Annotated in this window: 20 protein-coding genes and 1 pseudogene; 8 read left to right on the top strand and 13 right to left on the bottom strand. The window is 67.7% G+C overall.

Annotation, left to right across the window (positions count from 1 at the left end):
- Positions 1-17 precede the first annotated feature (17 nt).
- From AB0L89_RS21600 to AB0L89_RS21575, 6 genes are all read right to left on the bottom strand, one after another.
- Positions 18-1,052, bottom strand: a complete 1,035-nt coding sequence (locus AB0L89_RS21600; protein WP_365143125.1) for a nucleoside-diphosphate kinase — start codon at positions 1,050-1,052, stop codon at positions 18-20.
- Positions 1,049-2,113, bottom strand: a complete 1,065-nt coding sequence (locus AB0L89_RS21595) for a thymidylate synthase (RefSeq protein WP_365143123.1) — start codon at positions 2,111-2,113, stop codon at positions 1,049-1,051. Before AB0L89_RS21595 ends, AB0L89_RS21600 begins: the two co-directional genes overlap by 4 nt.
- A 217-nt stretch (positions 2,114-2,330) precedes the next feature.
- Entirely contained in the window at positions 2,331-3,203 is an 873-nt protein-coding gene (locus AB0L89_RS21590; RefSeq protein WP_365143121.1) for a zinc-dependent metalloprotease, read from the bottom strand.
- Between the two features lie 247 nt (positions 3,204-3,450).
- Positions 3,451-4,185, bottom strand: coding sequence for a DUF6415 family natural product biosynthesis protein (locus AB0L89_RS21585; RefSeq protein ID WP_365143119.1), 735 nt, complete (start codon positions 4,183-4,185; stop codon positions 3,451-3,453).
- A 12-nt stretch (positions 4,186-4,197) separates the two neighbouring features.
- Positions 4,198-4,764, bottom strand: a complete 567-nt coding sequence (locus AB0L89_RS21580; protein WP_365143117.1) for a hypothetical protein — start codon at positions 4,762-4,764, stop codon at positions 4,198-4,200.
- Positions 4,761-5,330 (bottom strand): hypothetical protein, encoded by a 570-nt coding sequence (locus tag AB0L89_RS21575; protein WP_365143115.1) that lies wholly within the window; start codon positions 5,328-5,330, stop codon positions 4,761-4,763. Before AB0L89_RS21575 ends, AB0L89_RS21580 begins: the two co-directional genes overlap by 4 nt.
- 295 nt (positions 5,331-5,625) lie before the next feature.
- Here AB0L89_RS21575 and AB0L89_RS21570 point away from each other — a divergent pair, with 295 nt between their 5' ends.
- On the top strand, positions 5,626-6,948 hold the full coding sequence (locus tag AB0L89_RS21570; RefSeq protein ID WP_365143113.1) for a DNA-binding protein: 1,323 nt from the start codon (positions 5,626-5,628) through the stop codon (positions 6,946-6,948).
- Between the two features lies 1 nt (position 6,949).
- On the opposite strand, the gene AB0L89_RS21565 is transcribed toward AB0L89_RS21570, so the two are convergent.
- Both AB0L89_RS21565 and AB0L89_RS21560 read right to left on the bottom strand, forming a co-directional pair.
- The gene (locus tag AB0L89_RS21565) at positions 6,950-7,966 is read right to left on the bottom strand and encodes an NAD-dependent epimerase/dehydratase family protein (RefSeq protein ID WP_365143111.1); all 1,017 of its coding nucleotides are present in this window, start codon (positions 7,964-7,966) and stop codon (positions 6,950-6,952) included.
- A 48-nt stretch (positions 7,967-8,014) separates the two neighbouring features.
- Positions 8,015-8,866, bottom strand: coding sequence for a hypothetical protein (locus AB0L89_RS21560; protein ID WP_365143409.1), 852 nt, complete (start codon positions 8,864-8,866; stop codon positions 8,015-8,017).
- Here AB0L89_RS21560 and AB0L89_RS21555 point away from each other — a divergent pair.
- Positions 8,796-9,779: pseudogene (locus AB0L89_RS21555) on the top strand (hypothetical protein); the annotation flags it as partial. The gene AB0L89_RS21560 and the pseudogene AB0L89_RS21555 sit on opposite strands and share 71 nt — an antisense overlap.
- On the opposite strand, the gene AB0L89_RS21550 reads toward AB0L89_RS21555, so the two are convergent.
- The gene (locus AB0L89_RS21550) at positions 9,757-10,290 is read right to left on the bottom strand and encodes an NUDIX hydrolase (RefSeq protein ID WP_365143109.1); all 534 of its coding nucleotides are present in this window, start codon (positions 10,288-10,290) and stop codon (positions 9,757-9,759) included. The pseudogene AB0L89_RS21555 and the gene AB0L89_RS21550 overlap by 23 nt on opposite strands.
- 856 nt (positions 10,291-11,146) lie before the next feature.
- Here AB0L89_RS21550 and AB0L89_RS21545 point away from each other — a divergent pair.
- Both AB0L89_RS21545 and AB0L89_RS21540 read left to right on the top strand, forming a co-directional pair.
- Positions 11,147-11,671, top strand: a complete 525-nt coding sequence (locus AB0L89_RS21545; protein WP_365143107.1) for a hypothetical protein — start codon at positions 11,147-11,149, stop codon at positions 11,669-11,671.
- 81 nt (positions 11,672-11,752) lie between these two features.
- Positions 11,753-12,247 (top strand): hypothetical protein, encoded by a 495-nt coding sequence (locus AB0L89_RS21540; RefSeq protein ID WP_365143105.1) that lies wholly within the window; start codon positions 11,753-11,755, stop codon positions 12,245-12,247.
- 29 nt (positions 12,248-12,276) lie between these two features.
- On the opposite strand, the gene AB0L89_RS21535 is transcribed toward AB0L89_RS21540, so the two are convergent.
- From AB0L89_RS21535 to AB0L89_RS21520, 4 genes are all read right to left on the bottom strand, one after another.
- Positions 12,277-13,236 (bottom strand): LysR family transcriptional regulator, encoded by a 960-nt coding sequence (locus tag AB0L89_RS21535; RefSeq protein WP_365143394.1) that lies wholly within the window; start codon positions 13,234-13,236, stop codon positions 12,277-12,279.
- Positions 13,237-14,463: 1,227 nt separating this feature from the next.
- The gene (locus tag AB0L89_RS21530; protein ID WP_365143103.1) at positions 14,464-15,432 is read right to left on the bottom strand and encodes a hypothetical protein; all 969 of its coding nucleotides are present in this window, start codon (positions 15,430-15,432) and stop codon (positions 14,464-14,466) included.
- A gap of 262 nt (positions 15,433-15,694) precedes the next feature.
- Entirely contained in the window at positions 15,695-16,135 is a 441-nt protein-coding gene (locus AB0L89_RS21525) for a hypothetical protein (RefSeq protein WP_365143101.1), read from the bottom strand.
- 872 nt (positions 16,136-17,007) lie between these two features.
- On the bottom strand, positions 17,008-17,406 hold the full coding sequence (locus tag AB0L89_RS21520) for a DUF2087 domain-containing protein (protein ID WP_365143099.1): 399 nt from the start codon (positions 17,404-17,406) through the stop codon (positions 17,008-17,010).
- A 406-nt stretch (positions 17,407-17,812) separates the two neighbouring features.
- Between AB0L89_RS21520 and AB0L89_RS21515 the strand changes: the two genes are divergently transcribed.
- The 4 genes from AB0L89_RS21515 to AB0L89_RS21500 all read left to right on the top strand — a co-directional run bounded on the left by AB0L89_RS21515 (position 17,813) and on the right by AB0L89_RS21500 (position 22,507).
- Entirely contained in the window at positions 17,813-18,814 is a 1,002-nt protein-coding gene (locus tag AB0L89_RS21515; RefSeq protein ID WP_365143097.1) for an iron-containing redox enzyme family protein, read from the top strand.
- Complete coding sequence (locus AB0L89_RS21510) at positions 18,795-20,141, top strand: MFS transporter (protein WP_365143095.1); 1,347 nt, start codon at positions 18,795-18,797, stop codon at positions 20,139-20,141. Before AB0L89_RS21515 ends, AB0L89_RS21510 begins: the two co-directional genes overlap by 20 nt.
- Positions 20,142-20,375: 234 nt before the next feature.
- Complete coding sequence (locus AB0L89_RS21505) at positions 20,376-20,504, top strand: hypothetical protein (protein ID WP_365143093.1); 129 nt, start codon at positions 20,376-20,378, stop codon at positions 20,502-20,504.
- A gap of 620 nt (positions 20,505-21,124) precedes the next feature.
- Entirely contained in the window at positions 21,125-22,507 is a 1,383-nt protein-coding gene (locus tag AB0L89_RS21500; RefSeq protein ID WP_365143091.1) for a YcaO-like family protein, read from the top strand.
- Positions 22,508-23,078 lie beyond the last annotated feature (571 nt).

The raw sequence follows: 23,078 nt of genomic DNA, 5'->3' as shown, positions 1-23,078 counted from the left end.
CCAGCGGGGGTGAGGAGTTACGCGTCAGCGGGCGTGCTCTGGAGCGGCGTGGCCGGGGCGAGGAGGGTGCGGTGGCGGGCCCCGTACCAGGTCCCGAAGTCGCGGCGGGCCGCGGCCGGATCGTCCGAGGTGTGCACCAGGTTCCGGACCAGGCGCCGCTGGGCCTGGGCGGCCGTCAGGCTGTCGTCGCCCAGGTCTCCGCGGATCGTGCCGGGCTCGGCGTGGGTGGGGTCGAAGTGGCCCAGGAGCTGCCGCAGTCGCTGGTGCAGGCCCGGCTCGCCGTGCGCGAGCGCCACCACGACGGGCCGATCGGCGAACTCCGCATCCAGCGCGGCGGGGATGTCCCGGTCGGGGAAGTGGTCGGCGTCCACGAGAAGGTCCCAGTAGTGGACATGGGCCTGCCAGGCGTGCGCGGTGACCAGACGCTGGTCGGTGACGGCGACGCCCGCGGCCCTGATGCGGTCCAGGACGGCATCCACCAGGCCGCGCTCGACGGCGTCCGGCTTGCACAGCACGACGGAGCACTGCGAGAAGTCGGGCACGGGCGGGCGCGCGGTGCGAAACCACGTGCCGAAGTCGCGGCGCGCGGCATCCGTGTCGTCCGAGGTGTGCACGAGGTTGCGCACCAGGCGGCCCTCGGCGCGGGCGGCCGCCAGGCTGTCCTCGCCCAGGTCGTGGCGGATCGTGCCGGGCACGGCCCGGGTGGGGTCGGTGTGGCCCAGCAACTGCCGCAGCCGCGCGTGGAGACCGGCTTCGCCGTGGGCGAGCGCCACGACGACGGGCCGCTCCGCATACGCGGCGTCCAGTTGCTCGGGGCGCACCCCAGGGGCCGATCCGGTGCCTGCGAGCAGGTCCCGGTAGGCGACGTGGGCCTGCCAGGCGGCCGCGGTCAGATCGCGGCGCCCGGTCACGGTGATCCCCGCGGCCCTGATCCGGTCGAGGACCGTGCCCACCAGCCCCCGCTCGACGGCGTCGGGCTTGCACAGCACGACCGCGCGCCGCGTGAAGTCGATCCCGTCCACGACTGCCCCGCCGCGGGGCTGCCCACTCACGGCGCGACGCCTTCGGTGACGCAGGCCGGCCAGCGGCGCTCCAGGAGCCAGCGCAGGCCCGGCTCCAGCATCTTGAGCACGTCCGGGCGGACACTCGGGCTCTTGTCGTGCACGATCTGCCGGTAGACCTCGAAGAGCAGCACCGCTTGCTGCCAGTACCCGTCCACGTCGAGACCGGCGATGTCCTGGGCGCTGTACTGCACCTGGTTGGTGCGCAGCAGTTCCTCGTGCTCCAGGACCCGCGTGATGGTGGCCGACGTGGTCTCCGGCGGCATCGCCGGGAAGTAGAAGTGCAGCGGCTGCGAGCGCAGGGACGCCTCGCGCAGCACCCTCTCCACGCGCTGCGCGTTGCAGTCGTTGACGTGCGCCGAGCCGATGACGTGGGTGTACGTGCCCAGCTCCAGGCCGAGCTGCACGGCCGCGAACTCCTGGATCATCGTGAACGAGAAGACGTCGCTGAGCAGGCCGCAGTCCAGATCGTTGGCCCGCATGTGGCACACCATGTGCAGTTGCCTCTCGCGCACCAGCAGGTGCAGCCCTGCCAGGCACGCCATGTCGGGGTTGTCCTTGACCGTGTGCTCGGCCGGGGAGAAGACCGGGAGATAGCCGCGCTTGCTGTCCTGCTCCGTGCGCAGCAGCTCCAGAACCCGGTCGAAGAGGGAGCGCTGATCGCCCTCGGCGGGTTGGAACAGCGTGTGCCCGTAGGCCGAGCCGCCCAGGTGCACGCCGTCGGGGGAGCTGAACCGCATGGACGGCGCGTAGTAGCCGATCATCTCCAGGTCGCGGCGGCCGGCCAGGTACCACAGGGCCTCAGCGAACTGAAAGACCGGATTGGCCTTGCGGGCCGCCAGGTAGGGCAGTCTCTGGCGGGGATTGCGTAACTCGAAGGACACGCCGATCACCTCGCGGGCCTCGTTGCCGCGCGCCGCGATGCGCTGTTCCGAGCCGGAAACCAGATGCAGCAGAGCCAGATAGGCCCCCTCTACGCTGCGGAACGACGACGCAGTGAGCATGAACTCCTCCTTGTCCAGCGGCCAGATGCCGCAGTAGCTGGCGAACACGAACGCTGTGCGTGAGGGCCATCCCGCTCTGCCCCGGCTTCACCGGGAACGTGGGCCGGAGGTCTGGGTGCCGCGCCCGCCTACGCCCGGGAAGGCGCGGCACCCAGGGGCCCCTGAGTACCAAGTCAGGGGCCGTGTGCGCTCTCTCGGACCTCCACAGCCGAGAGCGCACGGGAAGCCTGCGTCGACGAGGGCCCAACTCGCCGGCGCAGGCGGTCTAGGGGTGGGTGCCCGGTGCCCGGCGGCGGACATTCAGCATGCGGCGGGCCCACAGCGCGGGGTCTTGGATCTCCTGGTGAGTCGGCGCGTACCGTGGGTGGCCCCAGATCCGGTTGAAGCTCGTGACGCCCAGCAGATCGATGACCTCGGTGACCCAGCGCAGGCCCTCGTCGAAGGCCTCCGGCGGTGCGGCGGACGGCGCGGGGGCCGTGGGGTCCTGCAAGCGTTCACGGAGCGCCTGCATCATGGCGAGGAACTCGGGAGTCTCCCGCCCCGTGGGCTCGGGCTCCACCTCGTGGCCGAGCAGCTTCGTGGTGACCTGCCGGTCAGCCCACCCGGCGTGCCCGTGGACCAGGTGCGCTATCGCGAGGCTGTTGAAGCCGCGCAGGTCGGGGCGGCCGGTGTGATACGCGACGGTCACCCGCCCGTCACTGGCCTGGTGCTGCGCGACGTGCGTGAGCGCCTGCGCGAGCCCCTTGGCGATCATGTCGGTGCCGGCCCCCGAGTGATGAAGGGCCTCGGGGACGATGAGGACTTCGGGCTCGCCAAACTCGTTCGTGACGGTCGTGAACGCTCCGCCCATCCAGAACCGGCGCAGGTCTTCTTCCCGGCTCCGGAGCCGGGCGTCGAGGGCTCGGTTGGCCTGGAACGCCAGGTTGAACTGCGTCGCGTCGAGAGCGTAGATGCGATGCCGCTCCTCCATCACGGCGGCGATCATCTCTTCGGGGCCGACGATGCGGAGCAGCGGCCGGCCGAGCGACAGCTCGATGATGTCCTCCAGGACCGGCGCGACCTGCTCGGCGATAAGACTGATCTTGCTACTGAGCTCCGGGAGCTGGTCGGTTTCCCGACTGATGTCGCAGGTGGTCACGGACGTGTCCTTCGGTGCGTAGAGGGACTTGCGGGGGAGGGGCCGTGCGCCGCCACGGTGCACGGGGGAGGCGCGCACGGCCCCGGTGTTGCCCACCGGCTGCGGGGTCCGGGCAGCGGGGGCACCGCCCGCTCCGGGGTGGAGGGAGCGGGAGTTTCGATTCAGCCGTGGGGCCGGAGGGCCGCGGCCAGGCAGGTGGCGCCCGCCAGGACGGTGATGACCGTCATGACGATGACGTCGGCGCGGTTCATCGGTCCCTGCGGAGGTGGACCACGATCGCCACGAACCGGGTGAACAAGGCGAGTTCCTGGAGGTAGACGTGGGCAGCTTGGGCGTCCGGGAAGCTGGGCCGCCGCCTGATGAGCGCGTCGCCGTACCGGAACGCCTTGAGCATCTGCTGCTCCAGGTCGGGCTCCACCGACGCGGCGATGTCCTTGAAAGCGATCAGCAGATGGGGCAGCTCGTCGAGCAGATACTTCGTTTGGTCTCCCACGCTGGGGCGCGGGAGCTCACCGCTGGAACCGGTGTAGAGGATGTCGTCAGACCTCGGGGGACGCGGCGTGGCCAGGGCGCAATCCACCGCGCTGTTGATGGCGGCCAAGTCGAAGTCCTGGTCGGGCTGTGGGGCGGGCGGGTGCTGCTCATCGGAGGTCATGAGGCCGGCTTTCTGCTGTGCCACGTCGAGCAGGTCTTGGACGGCGTGGGCGAGGGCGCGGGTGTACTGCCAGCACTTGGTACGGCTGGTCTGTGCGCACGGACGGCGCCGGGGCAGGACGAGGTCTTGGGCGTGCTGATAGCGGGGGTCGTCACGCGGGACGTGAGGCAGCAGCGCCTTCACGTGAGCGGTCAGGGTCGACACCCGCTCGTCGAGCGTGGCGCGCGACGGCATCGCCCCAGTCCGGGTCGCCTCGGCGATCGCCTGCTTGATCAGAGGGAGGTCCACGCGCTCGGGCAGGGGCGGGGCCTCGGGGGAGATGGTCACGACGCACTCCCCTCACGGCGTTCTCAGCGTGGCCGCGAGAAGCTCCACGTGAGGGACCGGCGTCGGCTGGAAACGGTCGAGGTAGTCCCGCAAGGGGCCCGTGGGCACGCGGCGGTCGTGGTTGAGCGGCCGCAGCCAGTACGCGCCGGGCGGGTCGGTCTGGTCGGGCGGCGGCAGGCTGATCTGGTGCGGATGCCCCAGACAGGTGCCGAACCGGTGCGGCGCCCAACGGTCGCTGGAGCCGGGCGGGACGAGCCAGTACAGCCACGACCGCTCCGGATCGTCGATCACCGGCCCGCAGCCGTCGACCTGCGCGTCGTCCAGGAGTCGGACGATGGCCCGCGCGTCCCCACCGCCTGCGGTGACCACGACGTCGAACAGCCGCCCCCCTAACGGCAGCAGTGAGGACCGCCCGCCCTGAAGGTTCATGAGCACCCGGACACGGGCAGCGAGGTCACCCATGTCCGGGGCGACGTCCGCGCGGTCGATGATCTCGGCGCGAGAAACGAAGGCGACATCGCCGACCGCCGGAAGGTCGTGACCCGGCTCGACGAAGCGCTGAGGCAGCGAAAGGGTCATGCCGCCACCCCCGGCGTCGGCATCATCACGGCCTGGACGGTCTTGCCCATGCCGTCCGCGCTCACCGCAAACGAGACCGTCGCTCCATAGCGACGAGCCTGCCACAGGCCACGCCTGCGCCGATCGAACTCGGCCGGCTCCCACTTCAGGGCATCGGCGAGGCCAGGAAACTCGGGCCTGATGTCCGTTGCCTCGATCAAGAGCTCGCCGGTGGCGATCAGGGCAAGACGCAGCGGCACCTGGACGGCACTGCCGTGCCGGACGGCGTTGTCGACGAGCGCGGCGGCCACTTGAGCGGCGTCTTCAGCTTCCCCGAGCCAGTGCGCCGCTGTGAGCCGCGAGCGTGCGTACAGGCGGGCGTTACCAGCCGCGATACCGGCGAGCTGGTTGGTGGTCCATCCACTGGTGTCGTGCAGCCCCACAGTCCCGGCCCACTCCCACACGGGGGCATCGGCGAGGGGCAGGCTCACAGCAGCGGCGATCTCGATATCCGGTCGCTTCTTCGCGGAAGGGGCGCGTGCGGGGCGGGCGAGTTCAGGGCTATGTGCGTCCGTTGCCTTCGACATTGGTGGAGCGGCAGTTGGTTTCTGCGGGTTCACGAGGGGCTCCCGGTCAGATTGTGCTTGGTCGTGCACTCTCAGCGAGGGTGTGGATCAGCGTGGACCTGGATGCCGTGCCAGCACCATGTCGTCGGTATGCCATCTGCGCGGCCGTTTGCTGGCCTCCGGCCGCCTGTTGGCCAGCCAACTGCCATCTGGGGCAGATGTGTTGCACTGGAGCTGAGCAGCGGTATCCCCTCGTGCATAGGGGACCAGCGCGAAAGCGGTCCGCTGAAGAGCATGGTCAACGACTGGGGGCGACGTGAGTGCTCAACCTCCGAAGACGCTGCTGAGAAAGCTGTGCAAGGAGCGTGGTCTTACCTCTCCCGGCTTTATCAAGCTGTTCGAGGAGACCGCTGACCAACTCCTGGGCCGAGGCTCTGACAGCCCGACCTGCTCCGAGCGGACACTCCGCCGGTGGTTTGCTGGCGGCGTCGATTCAGACTCCCTGTCTCCCAGCACCCGCCGCGTTCTGAAGACGATGTTCGGCCGGGAGGTCGTCGACCTCTTCGCGCCTCCTCAGACCGGCCTCCAAGAACCCACGTTCGACCTGGAGCACGTAATCGACATGACCGCACGCGAAGCTCAGCATGACGCCGGCACAACGGCCGCCGCGTCCATCTCCGACACCAGTCTCGAACAACTCACCGATGACGTGGGGGCACTGGCCCGTGAGTACGCGTCCACTGCGCCGATAAAGGCCTTCCAGCGCGGCCAGGCCCTCCAAGCGCAGCTTCAGGACCAACGCGACCGCACCCGGGTACCGGTGCAACAGCAGCGACTGCTGGAGCTCCTGGGCCAGACCACTGCCCTGCTCGCCACGTCAGCCTTCAATCTCGGTGCCTTCGATAGCGCCCGCCGGCTGGCCCGCTCCGCAGACCTCTACGGCGAGGCGGCACGCTTTGAGCCCCTCCGCGCGTACTGCGACGGCGTCCTCGCCTACATCGCCTACTTCACCGGGATGCCTCGCGAAGCCGTCTCCAAGGCCCGCCGCGCCCAGACGTACGGCAGCCTCGGCGACGTAGCCCGGCGGCGCCTGCTCGCCATCGAGGCCCGCGCGCATGGCTACCTGGGAGACGTCGAGTCCGCGCTTCGGGCGCTCCGGCAGTCCGAGGAGGTTGAGAGCGGCACCCGCGACAGCCTGCACGACGACGTGGCAGGGGAGTTCGGGTTCACCTCGGAACGCCTCGCGATGTCCAGCAGCTCCACAGCACTGCTGATCCACCACGCGGACCAGGCAGAGCAGGCAGCGCGGCGGGCCCTGTCCATCGTCGAGCAGCAGCCCCCCGAGGCCCGATCCGCGCATGTGCTCGGCAGCGCCTCGGCCGACCTGGCAATGGCCCGCCTTCTCGACAACGACGTCGAGGCCGCAGCCGAGGCGCTGGTGCCGCTCTGGGACATCCCCATCGACCAGCGCGTGACCGGTGTGCTCGTACGGACGGGGCAGATCCAGCACTTCCTGACGCGGCCGACGTTCCGCGACGCAGCAGTGCCTCGCGAGCTCCGTGACCGCGTAGAGGACTTCACCCGTACGGCGACCACGCACCGGCTCACCGGGCCTGCGCTGCTGCAACTAGAGGCATGAGTCACGCGAGGGAAGCAAGGATCTTCGCTTCCCTCTCCGGGGCGATCCCGTGCTCCGCCCACCGCGGGTGGTTCACAGGTCGCCCGTCGGCCGCTAGCCAAGCCCATGTGTCCCTGACGGTCTCAGCTAGCGGCCGGCAGCGAAGTCCTGCGGCGACTGCCCGGGTGGAGTCGACCGACCACACACCCGCGTGTGTCCGCCACAACGGCAGCTCAGTCCATTGCGCGACGCCATGCTCGCCCAGCACGTCCGGGTCCACCCACACCGGCTTCCCGGCCCCGCCGCTCGTGGCTGAACACTCGGCCAGGAAGTCGGCGAAGCTGATGCCGGTCGAGTGGGTCACGTTGTAGCCACCGCCCGACTCGCCCGCGGCCCGGTCCAGTACGAACTCGGTGACGTCGCGGACGTCGACCGGCTGAATGCGCTGGCTGCTCGGGGCGGGGGCGAGGATGAGGCCGCCGCGCTTCGCCCTGTTCAGCCACCAGGGCAGCCGGCCAACGTACTCGTCAGGACCCAGGATGACGCCCGGTCGCACGAAGACCGCTGCGTCGCCGAAGACCTCGGTTACGGCGCGCTCCCCGCCGGCTTTCTGGAAGCCGTACCTGGTGGGACTTCCGTCCGCCCCCGTGTACCCGAAGGTGGCGTCGGCGTCCGCCGGGCAGTCCAGCAGAGTGGAGTCCTCGGAGACCGGCTCGTTCGGCCACCCGGCATAGACGGACACGGTAGAGATGTGCACCCAACGGCGGGCTGCTTCACCGAGAGCGGTGGTGGACAGGAGAACGTCGCGGGGCGGAAGGTCTGAGCTGGAGGTGTCGATCACGGCATCCCACGATCCGTGATGAGCCAGACGTCGGAGATCGTCGAGGTTGGTGCGGTCACCGCGAACCAACTGCACGCCCTCGACGTCCTGGCCAGAGCGGCCACGGTTGAAGGTGGTCACCTCCCACCCTCTCGACAGTGCGTTCTCCACGATGTGCTTTCCCAAGAACCACGTACCGCCCATGACGAGAATCCTCATACAGGCGATCTTGCCGTGCTCCCAGGGAAACCAGGAAGCACTCAGCGGCTATTCGTCGGGGAGCGCATCAGCGAACTCGGCAGACGTTGCTACCCGAGCGTGCGCGACGGCTGCGCGGGCCGGACCGCCGTACTGGGGGACCTCGTCGAGCGGGTCGCGGGTGCCGACGCCGTGCCGACGGTCGTAGACGGTGTCGGCTGTGTGGGAGCCGTCGGCCCACCGTCCGGCCCGGTTGCGTTCGGCGAGCGAGACGCCCTTCTCGGCGAGGTCGGTGTTGGCGCCGGCTCGCCAGGAGTGGGAGGTGACCTTCTTGCCGTCGATGTAGGGCACACCGGCATGCTCGGCGAGCAGTTGGAGCCGCTCGTTGAGCGATCCCGGACGCATCCGGACGCCGCGTTTCCGGTCCGCCGGATACCTCCGGAGCGTGCCCTTGGCGGTCAGGGCGCGGAACAGCGGCTGGTCGGGCCCATCCGCGCCGAGCTCGCGCAGGACCGCGATCCAGGCGCGGGCGCGGCGTACGAGCTGGAGGTCGTCCCGGTGGTTGATGAAGCGGCTGGCGCCCTTGCCGGTCTGGTTGGTCTTGGACGTGGCGGTGGTGACGTGCAGTCCGCTGTCGTAGATCCGCACCCGTTTGATGAGCTGGTCGGCGAGCTCGGTCTCCCGGTGCAGATTGCTGTAGGCCAGCGCGGTGAGGAAGGCGTCCCGCTTGCCGATGTTGGTCGACTCGTCGATCCCGGCGATGATCCGCAGGTTGTACTCGATGGTGACGGCCGCGGCCCGCTCGACTTCGCCGCCGGCCCAAGAGCTGGAGGCCGAGAAGGCTGAGCCCGCCATCCTGCCGGGTCCCGATGTGGACAGCATCTTGGCGTTGACCACCAGGACGACTCTCAACACGGCCACGCTTGAGGCGTTCCAGTCGTCCATCCAGGACTACTGGCGGCGCGACGACCAGCATGGCGGCGAGGCGCTGAGGCCGGCCATCGTCGGACAGCTGCGGTACGTGGTCGGACTCCTGAAGGAGAACCGGCCTCCCTCCATCCAGAACGGGCTGTACGCGGTCGCGGCCGAGTTGGCCCGGCTCGCCGGGTGGACCTACTTCGACGCCCGCCAGTACAACCAGGCCCGCGCGTACTTCACCGAGGCGCTGCAACTGGCCAGGGACATCAATGACCGGCAGACCATGGCCAACGTTCTGGCCTGCATGAGCTTGCAGGCGACGTACCAGGACAAGCCCGCGGACTCCCTGGCGTTCGTGACCGCCGCCCAGGACCAGGCCCGAACAGCGATGGGCACCACCCCACGGGTCCTGTCGATGCTGTCGATACGAGAAGCCTTCGCGCACGCCACGCTCGGGAACAGGGACTCCACGCACCGGGCCATCGGTGAGGCGCACCGGCACTTCGGGGCGATCCGGACGGGCGATGTCGACCCGTCATGGGTGACGTACTTCGACGAGCCGAAGCTCATCGTGGACACCGGTATCGCTCACGGACGACTGGGCGAGGCGGCGACGGCGGAACCTCTGATCGCGGATGCGTTGCGGCGGGAGAACCACGCCAACCAGCGCGGCCGGGCCTTCCACTCGTTCTGGCTGGCACGTACACAGCTGGATCAGGGCAAGCTCGATCAGGCGTGCCGCACGGCCACGCGGGCTCTGGAGTCCGCATCCGCAGTGGCATCGGAGCGCGTCACCGGCCATCTCCGTGAGTTCTACGACCAGTTGGCACCGCATAGGCAAGAGCCCGTAGCCCTGGCCTTCGAGGCGCGGCTACGGGCTCTTCTGCCGCCGGTCAGCGGATTGATTCATCCATGAGCAGGTAGAGCAGACCGACGAGCGATCCACTGCTCACGATCTCCTTGCGGTCGATCATCCCGCGCACCTCTGACAGGGGGATCCACTCGATGCGGTCGGACTCGTTCTTCTCGGTCGGCGGTCCCGAGTAGGTAGCGCCGTCGATGCGGAAGACGTGGTGCTGCGAGTCAGTGATGCCGTTGGCCGGCTCGGCGTAGATCAGGGCCTTGATGGGGCCAGGCTGGTAGCCGGTCTCCTCCAGGACTTCGCGACCCGCCGCTTCCTCGGGAGTCTCGCCCTCTTCCACCAGGCCCATGGGCAACTCCCAGGCCCAGGAGTCCGTGATGAAGCGATGCCGCCACATCATCAGGACCTCTTGCCGATCGTTCACCACGGCGGCAACGGCCAGGTGCCGAAGGCGAACGACGTGGTACTCCCACCTGCGCCCGTCAGGCTGTTGGACGTCGACCAGGCACAGATTCACCCACTTGTTGGTGTAGATCTCACGTTCACCGTGGGTCTTCCACTCCATACCTGCGGCCCCTCTCGATCGGTCTTCAGGATCGCAGACTGATCGGGGAGGGGACGCAAGTTCGGCTCTTTTTGCGTCAGTTTGACGAGATGCCCCATCGGTTGCACTTCTGCGCCGACCGTCCGGGTCCAAGCCAGCGACGCGACGTCACTGCTCATCCATGGCGCGCGGGCGGTCTCGTGGGCAGTCCGGTGTCGCAGAGTCAACGGCAATGAGAGCGCAGGGAGGCTCTGGCTCTCTCAAGTGGCTGCGCCCATCTGCGTCAGCTCGGTGGCTGCATGCTGCGGGTGCTGCAAATCAGGTCGGATCCTCCAGGCGATTGCGTCGATCACCTCACGGTGGTCATGTAACGCCACTGCTCGCCCACGAGCTGGACGACACGTCGGGAGTTTCCCCATCATCAGATATTGAGGAGTGCGAGGGAATACCTATCGCTATATCGTAAATTACTCCTGGAATCGATTCGAATCTCTGGGTAGGCTGCGAAGTGCCGGTTAAGCCTCCCTCTGGCTGCAGTGGTATTGTGGAATGAAAGGCGAACTGGATCTACGGCCCAATATGGGACGACACTTGAAAGGCTTCTACTCAAGCGAAATGCAACCAAGAAGAACACTCCGCTAGCGACGCAAGGGGCGATCAATGATAGGAAAGCGCCTAAGGCTTTACGCCGTACGTGTCGCGGAGTTCGAACTGCCCAGCTGGTCGTACCTGATGCGCGCGAGAAAGATTTCCTGGTTGCCTGCGAGCGATCCAGCCTGGGGAAGAAACAGGGGGAGAGGGGACGAGGGCCGTTCAGTTTCCACGCCAATCGGCCGACCCGTATGCCCTCTCCCTCCCGCTTACAAGGGAAGTGTACGTGAAGCAGAACCACGTCCGCATAGCCGCTGCTACCGCAATGACCGCTGTAGCATTCGGGGTTGCTGCGCCAGCTGCAAGCGCAGTCCAGACTCATCGCAACCTGTCCGCGGCCTCGCAGTCGGTAGAGGCGCTGCGGCCGACCGCAGACGATGTCCGCGACCTCATTGCCCGGATGCGGGCAGACGGTGCGGACGTCAATCAGATTCGCGAATTCGAGCAGTACGCGAAGCAGCTTGAGAACCCGGCTGCCCGCAAGGGGTCCGAGCGAATCTGGGGCACGGTAGCCCGCAAGCTGATCGTCGCCGGAATACGCCACGGCGGTACATGGCTCGGCAAGATTCTCGGCAAGGTCCACAAGAAAACCGGAGACTTCGTCAAGCGTAACGGTGGCAAGGTCGCCGACGCGATCGAGGACGTTGAGGGGTGGAGTGAGACCGCGCTGACCATTGCCATGGTCAAGGCTGGTGTTCCGACTGACATCGCCAAGGATCTCGCACACGCCATCATGCTGTTCGTCGGCTGAGACTACTGATTTTCACGGGCGGCACTCAGGAAGGGTTGGGTGCCGCCCGGTCCCTCTTCTCGTGTACAAAGGAGACGCACCGTGGAGCCCAAGCGTTCCGGTGACGAACCCACATGGGCCTCTCTGTCAACACCTGAAAAGGTGTCAGCTGCCCTCGCCATGGCTACCCTCGGGCTCGGCGTTCTCGCTGCCTTGGGCACGGCGACGCTGGCAGGAATCTTCGTCGTCGCCCTACTCTCCAGCAACTTGATCGAAGCCGACAACGCCAGCTCTCTTGTCTGGGCAGCCGTGCTGTGCCCCCCCTGTGGCCTGCTTGCGAGCGTATTCGCCACCGCTGCTCGTCTCGCACTGCGCCTGACAGCCATTTCCGACAGGACCAAGCGCCACGCCGAAACGGCTATCTCCGTGGCAACGACGTTTCTGGGGGCTCTGCTCGTAGAATCCTTCACTCCCGGGCTCCACGTCGAACACCCCTGGCTGCCAGCGCTGCTAGCGACACTCCTGGTTGTTCTTGTCAATCTGGTGATCAACCATCTTGAGCGCCGTTCAGGCCGCCGGAGCAGCGACGCAAGCTGATGCGCCGAGGCGGATCTAGGGACACGTCTTTAGGTTCGTCGCTCCACCGAACCGGGGTCCCTCCGGTGCAGTTCTTCATCAATAGGACTGTTTGTATTCCGTTCCGCAGCCCGTCGCACAAGTATGGAGTGCAGGTCTCGTTCTGCCGTGGATACCGGGGCATGGCGTCGGTGGATCACGACACGGAGTTCGGGGGTGTCCTCCGCCAGAGGGCGGTGGACGATCGTGCCACTGCGTTCCAGGGGGTCTTCGAGCACGCTGTAGTCGGGTAGCACGCTGGCTCCGAGCCCCTCGGCCACCATCAGCTTGCACATTTCGGCGCCGTCGGTCGAGTACGACGAGGAGAGGGTTCTGCCTCCGAGGAGGCGCTGGAGGTAGCGATGCATGGCATAGCCGGATCGCATCACGATCAACGGATGGGCGAGTAGGTCGGTGACGGTCACCGCGTTGAGAGCCGCCAGCGGGCTGTCTGGGCGGACGCAGACGACCGGGCGTCCGCGGAGTAGTTCTGTGGTGTGAAGGCCGAGTGGAGGGTCGTCGTCCCCGAGGTAGCTGATCAGCCGGAGGTCGAAACTGCCCTCGGAGAGGTGCTGTTGGACGCCGGTCTGCCGGTCCGCGACCACTTCTATCTGTGTCAATGGATGGATAGCACGGAACTCACGGATGGCTGGCGCGAGGAGCGTGGCCGTGGCCGCGTTGACCGTGCCCAGCCGCAGCCTGCTGCTCGCTTGGTGATGCTTGCCGGATGCCTGGAGGAGCCGATTGACCGCGTCCAGCACCCCGGCGATGTGCGGCAGCAGCTCGCGCCCTTCATGACTGATCTTCGCTCCGGACCGTCTGCGTTCCAGGAGTTCCACGCCCAGTTCCCGCTCCAGGTTGCGGAGTGTCTCACTGAGCGCTGGCTGCGACAGGTGGAGTTCCTCAGCAGCCCGGCGCAACGACCCCAGACGTGTGACCGCCGCCAGATACTCCAACTGCTCTGTGCGCATAGTGGTGCGCTCCAAGACCTCATCATAAACCAGCTAAACAGTCAGGCAGTGACGGCGTGAGTGTGATCCTCTATCGCCGCAGCGGAAATTCCTGATAGCCCTCGGGTGGATTCTCTGGGTAGAGTGGGATCGTGACGTAGAGAATTAGCTAGCAGTAGCCGTTCTGGGCGGCACCGACCAGGTTCTTGGATGCGCCAGAAATGAAAAGAGTGAAGAGTGCGTTGCAGTTAAAGAATGCCCCTCGCCGCTACTGGGTGGGTGTTTCTGTTGTGACCGCTGCAGCAATTCTTGGCGCTGCGCTGCTTGCGTCATCGGTTGCCGCTGTCGGTGCGCAAGAGAAGCCGACGTGGACTTCGGTATCAACAGTGTTGCTGCATATCATAAAGAAGTCGAAATCTTCCGTGTGCGAGTCGCTAGCCAACCACGGGCCCTGGGCTGGAAGTCGGCGGATCTGGAGGCAGTGGCCGCCTTCGTGACCTGGCTGCGGCTGCCGCCGGTAGCCCGGAGCGGAGCGGTGGCCGTACTGCCGACGGTCGCGCACCACTGCACGGCCTCCAGCGTGAAGCGCAAGCCCGCCGCCATCTGCACGTTCTACGACGCCCGCAGCGGCGTCGAGGTCGCTGACCTGCTGGTGACGATGCGTCCGGCCGGGCGACACCACGCGGCGGCCACCTCCTACAAGTCCTTCTTGGCGCACATCGCCTCCGGCCAGCCCGAGCGGACCAGAACCATCAAGCCGAACTCCGGCCGCAAGCGTCCCCGGGCGCTGTGTGCCGCTGGGCTCCAGAGGATTCTCGACGGCTGCGGATACGCGTGTGGACCGGCTCCTGTTCGCTCTGTTCCTCGACACCGGAGTCCGCATCGGCGAGGCCCTGGGCCTGCGGCACGACGACATGAGCGTTGGCCGAGTGTGCACCAACTCGTAAGTGTGCGGTGGTTACCGGCGAGCTTGATGCCCGCACGCTGCAGTGACTGTAGCCTTCGCCGCACTGCACACCTGAACGCCCCCTTCGGGGTGATCCGAGCACAACAAGACCAATGACGGAGCCGGCGTCTGGCACTCGGACGGTGATACGCCCATCGGTGGGCAACTATGTCGAAGCGCGGTGCGGGTGTCGCGCAAGGCATCGGTCTTGCTGCTTCGCTGAGGCGCTCTCTGCGTGCCGTCACGCTCGGGAGGACTCGGGCTGTCGTTGTGCGCCGGGCGGGTCGGTCAGGTTCTCTGCGCTATGGGTTCATGCGTAGCGGTTCGTTGGGCGGCAACAGAGCCGGATCGGCGAGGACGATGCCGGAGAAGCTATCAGGGCCCAAGTGCTGTGTGACATGGCTGATGTCCTCGACAGTGATGTGTCGAACAGCCTCCCAGTGGGCCAGCAAGGTCTCGGGTGGGCTGCCGCGGCCTTGGAGCGCGGCGAGGCGATCGGCGAGGCTCTCGAGTGCTGTGAGGTGCAAGGCTTCCTGGGTCAGGTGGCGATGTGCGGCGGCCTGGACCGCGGCGTTGGAGGGTGTCACGGCGGCAAATGCGCGCAGCGCCGTGTGCAGGGCGTTCAGGAAGGGGGACAGGTCCTGCGGGTCGGGCTCGGCGACGAGCATGGTCATGGTGTGGTCTTCGTCCAGCACCCCGTCCAGCACGTAGCTGTGGTGACGCACGGCGTCGGTCAGGAATGAGCCTCGAGGGTCGGTGAGCAGGGTGTTGGCGAGGGTGAAGGAAGCCCACGCGGGGGTTCCTGGGCGAGCGGCATCGGGGTCTGGCGGGAAGGCGGCCAGTCGTACTGAGGCGCCGGGGTGGCCGGGAAGCGGTACCAACACAGGAGACGTTGGCCGCGGCGCTTCACGGTGGAAGGGCAGGGCACGGTGGAATTCGGTACGTGGTTCCGAGCGCCGGATGGCGTCAGTGCGCAGGGGTGGGCAATGGTCTCCGCCGATGACCGTGAAACTGGGGTTGGTGGCCGTGGTGAGCGCGTGCCGTGTCTCCTCCGGCCCGGGCAGCGACTGTATCGGCGGGAATCCTGGCGGGAGGGAGTGACTGGGGAAGAGGAAGCGCAGCAGTTCGGTGCGTATATGTGCCCGCAGGCTGCGACGTTGCCGTTGCAGATCCTTGAGGGCGGCTGCCGTGCAGTGCGTCGGGTCGGCTTGCTCGGTTGCCTGGAGCAGAGAGTTCAGCAGACCGGGGAGCTGGGTGGGGTCGCAGCGCATGCGCAAGGTGGTGCGAAGGTGGTCGGTGTGGGTGTCGGGAGCCGTGATGGCGTAGGGGACAGCTGCTGAGCGGAGGGCCTGGGCGATTAGTGGGCCGCTCCACGGGGAGCCCTCGTGCACCTTGTGCTGAACGGTGCAGCGCACATGGGCGGGAGCGGCGGACGGAAGGGGTAGCCACCACAAGTGGGCTCCGCTGCCTGGGGATTGGACGGTCATGTTCTGGATGAGGGCACGCGTCCTAGCGAGCGGTACCGCAGTGAGGTCAGTCATGGGTACGCACCGGATGCAGGACAGGATGCGTGGTGAGTAACGTCTGGGCCAGGCTGGCGAGTTGCTGTGGCTGTACGTTCTGCAGGGCTGCCAGGTAGCGATCTGGGGTATCGGGGTGGCCGTGCGCGAGGTATCCGGTGGCGTAGAGCTCGGCGGCGCGGAGCGGGTCGGCCAGTACGGCGCGCACGGCGTCGTGTTCCACCGCGGCGGCCTGGCGTAGGTCGGTGGCCCGAGCTCCGTCTGAAATGTGGCGCAGCCCAGCGATGACGGCCTCGGTGAGCTGCCGTGTCGCGTCGGCGCCAGCGCCGGGTATCTGCATGGAGACCGTGAGCGCGGCGGGCCGGCGCAGCGCGATCAGCGGGCCAAAGCGTGCCAGTTGTACCCGGGGCGCCGGGGCTCCGGGCGACAGGGAGAGCAAGTGGATGCGGAGCATGCAAGCGAGTACGCAGGCGGCCGCCAGTGTGTCCGGGTCTCCGGGCGATGGCGGGACACACAGGGCGACCGCACAGTGGGTCGAAGTGCCGTTCCCGGAGGGGGCGTGAGGCTTCGGGGTGGTCGTCTTCCGCCGTGACGGAGGGGAGGCCGTGGTCGCAGCGCGCTGCGCCGAAGCCGGGCAGCAGGGGCCGCCGCATGCGTCTTCATTTCGGGCCTTGGCGGTGTTCGCCATGTCTGGCAGTCGTGACAGGCCAAGCTTTCGTGCGGTCAGGCCGGCAGGCCACGGTGAGAAGACGGCCAGGACCGCGTTGTCCGGACGGTAATGAGCGTGGTGAAAGGAGGCAACCCGCTGGGCCACGGCGGGGTCAGTGGCATCGGGGCAGGCCGAGGGAAAGTGCCGTCGGCTGTGGCAGCGCCATCGGTCGGATGCGGCGCGGACGGCGGCGAGTTCCAACGCCCAGAGGCGGCGGACCGCAGGTGTGACCAAGCGGAGTTCACCACGCAGGATGCCGCACTCCCGGGCCATCTGGCCGGTGTCTGCCGTATCGGGAGGCGAGAGACGGGCGGCCATGCGGGATGTGGTCTCGGCGAGGTCCTGCGGCAGACAGCTCGCCATCACCGTGGTGGTGTCCTCGGCGGTCCTGCCCGTGGGGGCGTCGATCCCGCCCGGGAGAGGAAGGGAGTCGGGGAGACGGCAAGCCAGATGCTCCAGAAGATGCGCGAAACCGGCCTGCTCCAGGGTCTCGTCCCGCAGCCCTGTGCCCACGGCCAAGGCCACGACCCCGACATCGAGTTGCGGGGTGTGCCTGAGGGTAGCCCGGAGCCCGTTCGGGAGGCAGTACGCGGCCGGGCCGGCCGCGCGCGGGGGCATCACGCGGCGACCGATCGCCAGTAGGCGCTGCCCTCGGGTGAGCGCGCCAGCAGTCGTTCGTCGATGAGGTAACGGCGCAGGGTGGAGTAGTCGTCATAGCACTGGCCGAGCGCGGTGTTCACCTCCGTCTCGGTATAGCGGCGGCCGGGCTCGAAGAAGCGCTCAGCAAGGTGCTCCAGCAGAGCCCTGCGCAGGGCCCGGCGGACGGGCATGACCACCAGCCGTCCCCCGGAGAACAGCTGAGCGACGGCCCGCCCGGGGCCCTCGCCGGCGGCGGCCTCCTGCGGGGCGCGGCGGCCGCGGTCCTCCTCAGCAGCCCGCCGGAAGGCGTCCGGCACCGCCACCAGGGCTCCGGTGCCGGTCCGTGTGATCAGCCCCGCCCTCAGGAGCCGGGGCACCTGGCGTGCTGCACCCTTTACCCGGCCCTCCAACTCGGCAGCCGCAACGCCGTCTTCTCCCGCAAGGACCAGCAGGCAATGGATCCGCAGGCGTACAGGGTCGGCGAGGGCCGCCACTATCTCGTTACTCGACGTCACTTCAAGACCTCCAGACAGATTTAACATTCCAGAATCGGCCGCTTAATAGTTTTTGGGACCAACTCTGGGCATATGTTAGCTTCACGGCGTAGCGCCGCTAGGGAGACCCCCGAGGGCGTTTAGTACTCGCTGGACAGAATCATCCGGAGGCAATTCGGTGTCTACCGCTGCACGTAAACAAAGTATTCTTGGTGCGCCTTCTTCGGGCACGGAGTTAGTGGGCCACCGCCCTATGATTCCAGCGGGTTCGCAGGACATCGAAGAGCCGGTGAACGGGCTGGACCCGGAATCAACGGCGCTCAAGCCCGGTTGCACCGTCCAGGCGCAGGAGGGATATCTGTATGTGGACAACGGGCCTTTCCGGGTTCGCATAGCCCCGGCAGCTGCTGTCCCGGCTCCGGCCCTGGACGCCCTGCGCTCGTCCGAGCCCGGCTCGCTTTACCGAGGCCTGATCGAACTCACCGGGGGGCGGGCAGCTGCTCGACGGGTTGCCGGAGCCCTGGTCCGCGCCGGAGTGGTGATCGAGCATCCGCAGCGCCGCGGCGACTGGGTCGCGGGAGAGTACCTGGGGCATCGCCTCGTCGATACCTTCCGGCTCACCGCGCACCACACCTGGCGGAACAACCCACTGGTCGGAGCGCTGCGCCGAGGCGGCGACCGCGGCCTTGAACTGGGCTTCCTGCTGGAGTCGTACTTCATGGTCCGCAACGCGGACTGGTCCGCGCCAGCAGTCCTGGGGCACTGGCTGACCCCGCGGCAAAGGACACTGTTCGAGGAGTTCTACAACGAAGAGAGCGGCCACAGCGAGTTGATGGCCGACGCCTTCGCCGACGCCGGCCTCGACCCCGAGGCGGTACGCCGGGCGCACCCCGCCCCGGAAACACTGGCCTACGGTACGTACTTCTTCGCCGCCGGTCATCAGTCACCGGCGCATTTCGCTACCTCACTGATCGTCCCCGAGGTGCCGGAAAACCCCACCAAACAGTCGGCAGCCGCCGTCACCGACATCCTCGACCTGCTGGAACTGGTGCCGGACTCCCTGGTGCAGAGCTTTCGTGCACACGGCGAGATCGATGACGCGGCCGAGCACCGAGGCCTCCCCGTAGACCTGCTGGCGGAGTGCGGCCCGGTGCCGCGCGACCTGGCAGCCGAACTCTTCGTGACCCTGCGCCAGGGAGTCTTCGGGCTCGACGCCCTGCTGCGCGGAGTCCACGACCGCTATGCCGATTGGGACGGCGATCTCTCGGGCCGTGACGCCTTCCTCCTCTGACCGGACCGCGCCGCCGGATCCCGTGGACCGGCTGGAGGCACGCACCTCAAGGCAACCGCTGACCCGCAATCGCGGATTCAAGCTGCTCTGGGCCAGCGAGACCATCAGCCACCTCGGCAGCGCGGTGACACTCGTGGCACTGCCGTTGCTGGCAGTGGTCACCCTGCACGCGAGCCCCTTCGAAGTGGGCCTGCTCGTGGCCGCCGAGAACCTGGCATGGCTCCTCATCGGCCTCCCGGCGGGCGCCTGGGTCGATCGCTGGCCCAAACGCACGGTAGCCGTGGCCACGGACTGGGCACGCGCCGCCCTGCTCACATCCATCCCAGTGGCGGCCCTGGCCGGGATGCTGACCATGACGCACCTGTACGTGGTCGCAGTCGCGGTCGGAGTGGCCGGAGTGTTCTTCGCCATCGCCTACCAGGCACTGCTTCCCTCGCTCGTACACCCCGACGACCTGGTCACCGCCAACGGACGCCTGCAGGTCAGCCAGTCCTCGGCCATGATCCTGGGGCCCGGCCTCGGAGGAGGCCTCGTACAACTGGCCACCGCCGCGGGAGCCATCGCGCTGGACGCACTCAGCTTCGCTGTATCCGCCCTGCTCCTGTCCCGCACCCGGCCCAAGGACAGAAACGAGGGGCAGGCCACCCCAGCGAAGCCTGCCCGGCCGGCAACCGCCGGCAAGCCCACCCCACGTCCACCGCTGCGTACCGAGGTGAGCGAGGGCCTGCGGTACGTCCTGGGAGACAGACGGCTGCGCGCACTGACCCTGTGCGGAGCCCAGTTCAACTTCTTCGTCGCCGCGCAACAGGCCGTGGCCGTGCTCTTCCTCGTACGGGAGGTCGGCTTGTCGGCGGGCTGGGTCGGCGCGCTGCTCGCGACATCCGGAGCCGGCGGAATCCTGGCCGCCACGTTCAGCGGGCGCCTCGTCGCCCGCTACGGCCCTGGTCCCACCATGACCACTGCACTGACCTGCGGAACAGCGCTGGGACTGCTGATCCCCTTGGCCTCACCCGGCGCCGGAATCACCTTGTTCGCCATCGGGTACGCGGCCCTGTCCGGCGGGATCGTGGTCTTCGGAGTGGTCTTCGCGAGCTACCGCCAGTCGGTGTGCCCGCCGGCCCTCCTCGGCCGGATGACCGCCACCGTCCGGCTGTTCAGCTGGGGCGCCCTGAGCGTCGGTGGAGTGACAGGCGGCGTACTGGCGCAGTTCGCCGGACTGCGCGGAGCGCTGTGGGCAGTGGCCATCGGATTCGCCCTGTGCCCGCTGTGGGTGTTCCTCGGCGGCGCCCGGCACCTCCCGACACCTCCTGGGCAAGCCGCCGACTGACCTCCACCAGTCACCCCCGGCCAACACGCCCTGAAACGAAACTCTCCCATGCCCAAAGACTCCGGAATTCCAGGAACCCCTGAAATTACGGTACGCAGGAAACGGCAGAAACCAACCCTGCCGCCCATCGAAATCCGCTACGCGCACTCCTGCGGGCGCCATGCGCGGAGAAAGACACGCGGGCCATCACGTCCACTCGGCAAACGGTGGCCCCACAGCAGAAAAGGAAAAACCATGAGCACCAACGAAAACACCGAGCAGCAGACCGACTTCCGCATCGAGGACGAGCAGGGCTTCGACTTCGAGGTCGACATCGTGCGCGTCGACAACGAGGCCGTGCTGCTCCAGATGAAGTCCTACTGACAGCGTGGCCGGGGCCCGGAATACATCCGGGCCCCGGCCCCCTCACTTTCGGCAGGCAGACCATGGACCCTTCCCTATCCTCGACGTCCCCCAACCCGCCAGTGATGCACGACAGCACCCCACATCCGCAGCCCCCGGCCGAAGACATCGAGCCCTGGTCCTGGACCCCGTGGACCGTACGGCTGCCACAGCCCGATGGCCTGCTCCTGTTAGGACCCCGGCTGGCCGTTCGCCGGGTAAACCGCCCTCAGCCGCCGCCCTACGCGTGCACCACGCGCATGGCGCAACTTCTACACGACGGCTTCGTCTACCGCCCCGCCCCCCGAGCTCAGCCGCTGCCCGGCAACCCTCCGCACCAGGCCGAGGCAATCGTCCTGGCGCCCGCAGGACACCACGCCGAGGCCGCCGACCTGGCCGACGCACTCACCCAACGCGGCCAACACCGCTGGTCCTGGTGGCCGACCGAGGCCGTCCACCAGCTACAGGGGCCCAACCGACTGCTTCTCCCGCTGACCCCCATACAGCCCTTGTGGGCAAGGACCGTCGTCCCGCCGCTGCTCCGCCGCGGCACGGTCATCTGGTCCGCCGAGAACCAGGACGGAACACATCTGGGACCGGTCATGACCCGGCTGGACGACGCACAAGCCCAGGACGAGGCAGTCGCAGGCTGGTACGACACAAAAACGCCCGGGCATCTCGGCTTCTCTGAACTACGCCCCAACGCACTGCTCTCGTACCCCCCGAGCACCGTCGCCAAGGCTGTTGAACGGTTACTCGACGAGCCGCAGGGCCATTGCGTGCTGATGTCGCACACCGGCTCCGTACGCCCGGTACTGCCATGGAACGCGCCCGCGACGGCACCAGAGGCCCTCGACCGCCAGGAATGGTCCGGGGGGTTCCTGCGCGACCTCGACACGGTGCCCGCCCCGGCCGCGCCCGGACTGTGGCTGGGCCACTGCCGCACCCCGGCCGGTGCCCTCGCGGCCGACCTGGAGAGCAACAGCGGCAAGGGCACCACGGCGGCGCAGGCACGGATCAGCACAACAGGCGAAGCCGTAGAACGACTCGCGGCCTGGAGAGCCAACACCCACCTCCAACGAATCCCCCCAGAAACCGCTACCGAGCACCATTCGCTGGAGGACTTCCACCCCTGGGGCGCACCCCTGCGCCAATACCTGGCCGACGGGCGGCCACCGCTCCCTGCCACGCCGACGCGGCGCGCCCACGATGGCGCCCAGGTGGCCGTACCCCTGTGCCTGGTTCCCTTCCCCTATCAACCACTCCCAGGAGAGACGCGCCCCACCAGCAACGACACCACAGGACTGGCCTGCTACCCAGACCGCGACGAAGCGATCCTGCGCGGTGGCCTGGAAGTCCTCGAACGCAACACCCTCTACCGCAATCTGCTGCACCTTCGCCCCGGCCTCGCGCTCGACCCCTGGCGCTGGGCGACCGACCCACCCGCTCTCGTCCCCCACCTCACCGACACCGGTCGCCTGTACGTGATCGGCTACCCGCATACGCCGCCCGTGGCCCCGGTCGTACATGCGTTCCTGCTGCGCTCAGACGGTCGGTACGCAGCTCGCGCCTCGGGGAGCGGTCGTACCCTGAGAGCCGCAACCGACCGGGCGCTGCTCGAACTTCTGCAGGTAGACGCCCAGTTCCGAACAGGGGTCCCGGAGCGCTTAGGTGTGGGGCACCGACAGTGGTCATCACCTGAAGCTGTCGACTGCCTGGGGCACTATCTAGAGCGCTCGGCAACCGGAAATGAACCACCTGCCGAACTGGTCCGCCTGACACAGCACGAGCCCCTTCGCGATCTCGCTCACCGCCTCCACGCTGCGGGAACCGAACTTCTCGTCGCGGATCTCCCCTCATCGGTAAAGGGCTGGCACACAGTACGTGTGCTGGCCCCGCGTTTGGTCACCCATCAGAACGAGGCCCCGGTCGGCGCCGGCGTCACACTGCAGGACGCACCCTTCCCCTTTTCCGTGCCGATGTGATCCAGGGGCATTTTGGTGCTTCAAGTGCCCACACGAGTCGAAGTCGAACTGGTTGAGAACTCTGCCAGTTTTGCGTGCACTGTGTGCAGGACGGCTGCGCGCGGCGGGTGTTGGGCCTCAGGGGGACCTGGAATGAAGTCAAGGCGTGCAGAGGCACAGGGGGTAGTCCGCGAGGCGGCGGATGTGCTCCGTCTCGGGCACGTCGTTGCACGAGTGGAGGGTGGAGTGCCCGTGGACCGAGGCCGCGTCGAAGAGTGCCCCTGGCGTAATGCGCGGCACGCGCTGTGCGGCGTTGTCGATGCAGGTTCCTACTGGCCAGGGGTGTCGTGTCGCGCGAAGGGTCTGCTCCAGGGCGGGGCGTTGTGAGGTTTGCGGTTTGGCCGCCGGACGCTAGTGGGCGGGGCCGGTGTGTTGGCGTGCGAACTCGCCCACCAGTCGTTGTGGGAGGGCCGGTAGTAGGTAATGCCGGGAGTCGCTGCGGGTTTCTTGCCGTATGCGATCTGTGGCGGCCGGGACTTTCCTGGAGGATTGACTCGAGGCGATGTGGAGAATTAGGCACGGCGATAGTTCT

Origin of the sequence: Streptomyces sp. NPDC052114 (genome assembly GCF_040680155.1) — a bacterium.
GTDB lineage: Bacteria > Actinomycetota > Actinomycetes > Streptomycetales > Streptomycetaceae > Streptomyces.
The sequence above is the reverse complement of the archived record's forward strand: the minus strand, read 5'-3'. Positions and strand labels throughout refer to the sequence as shown.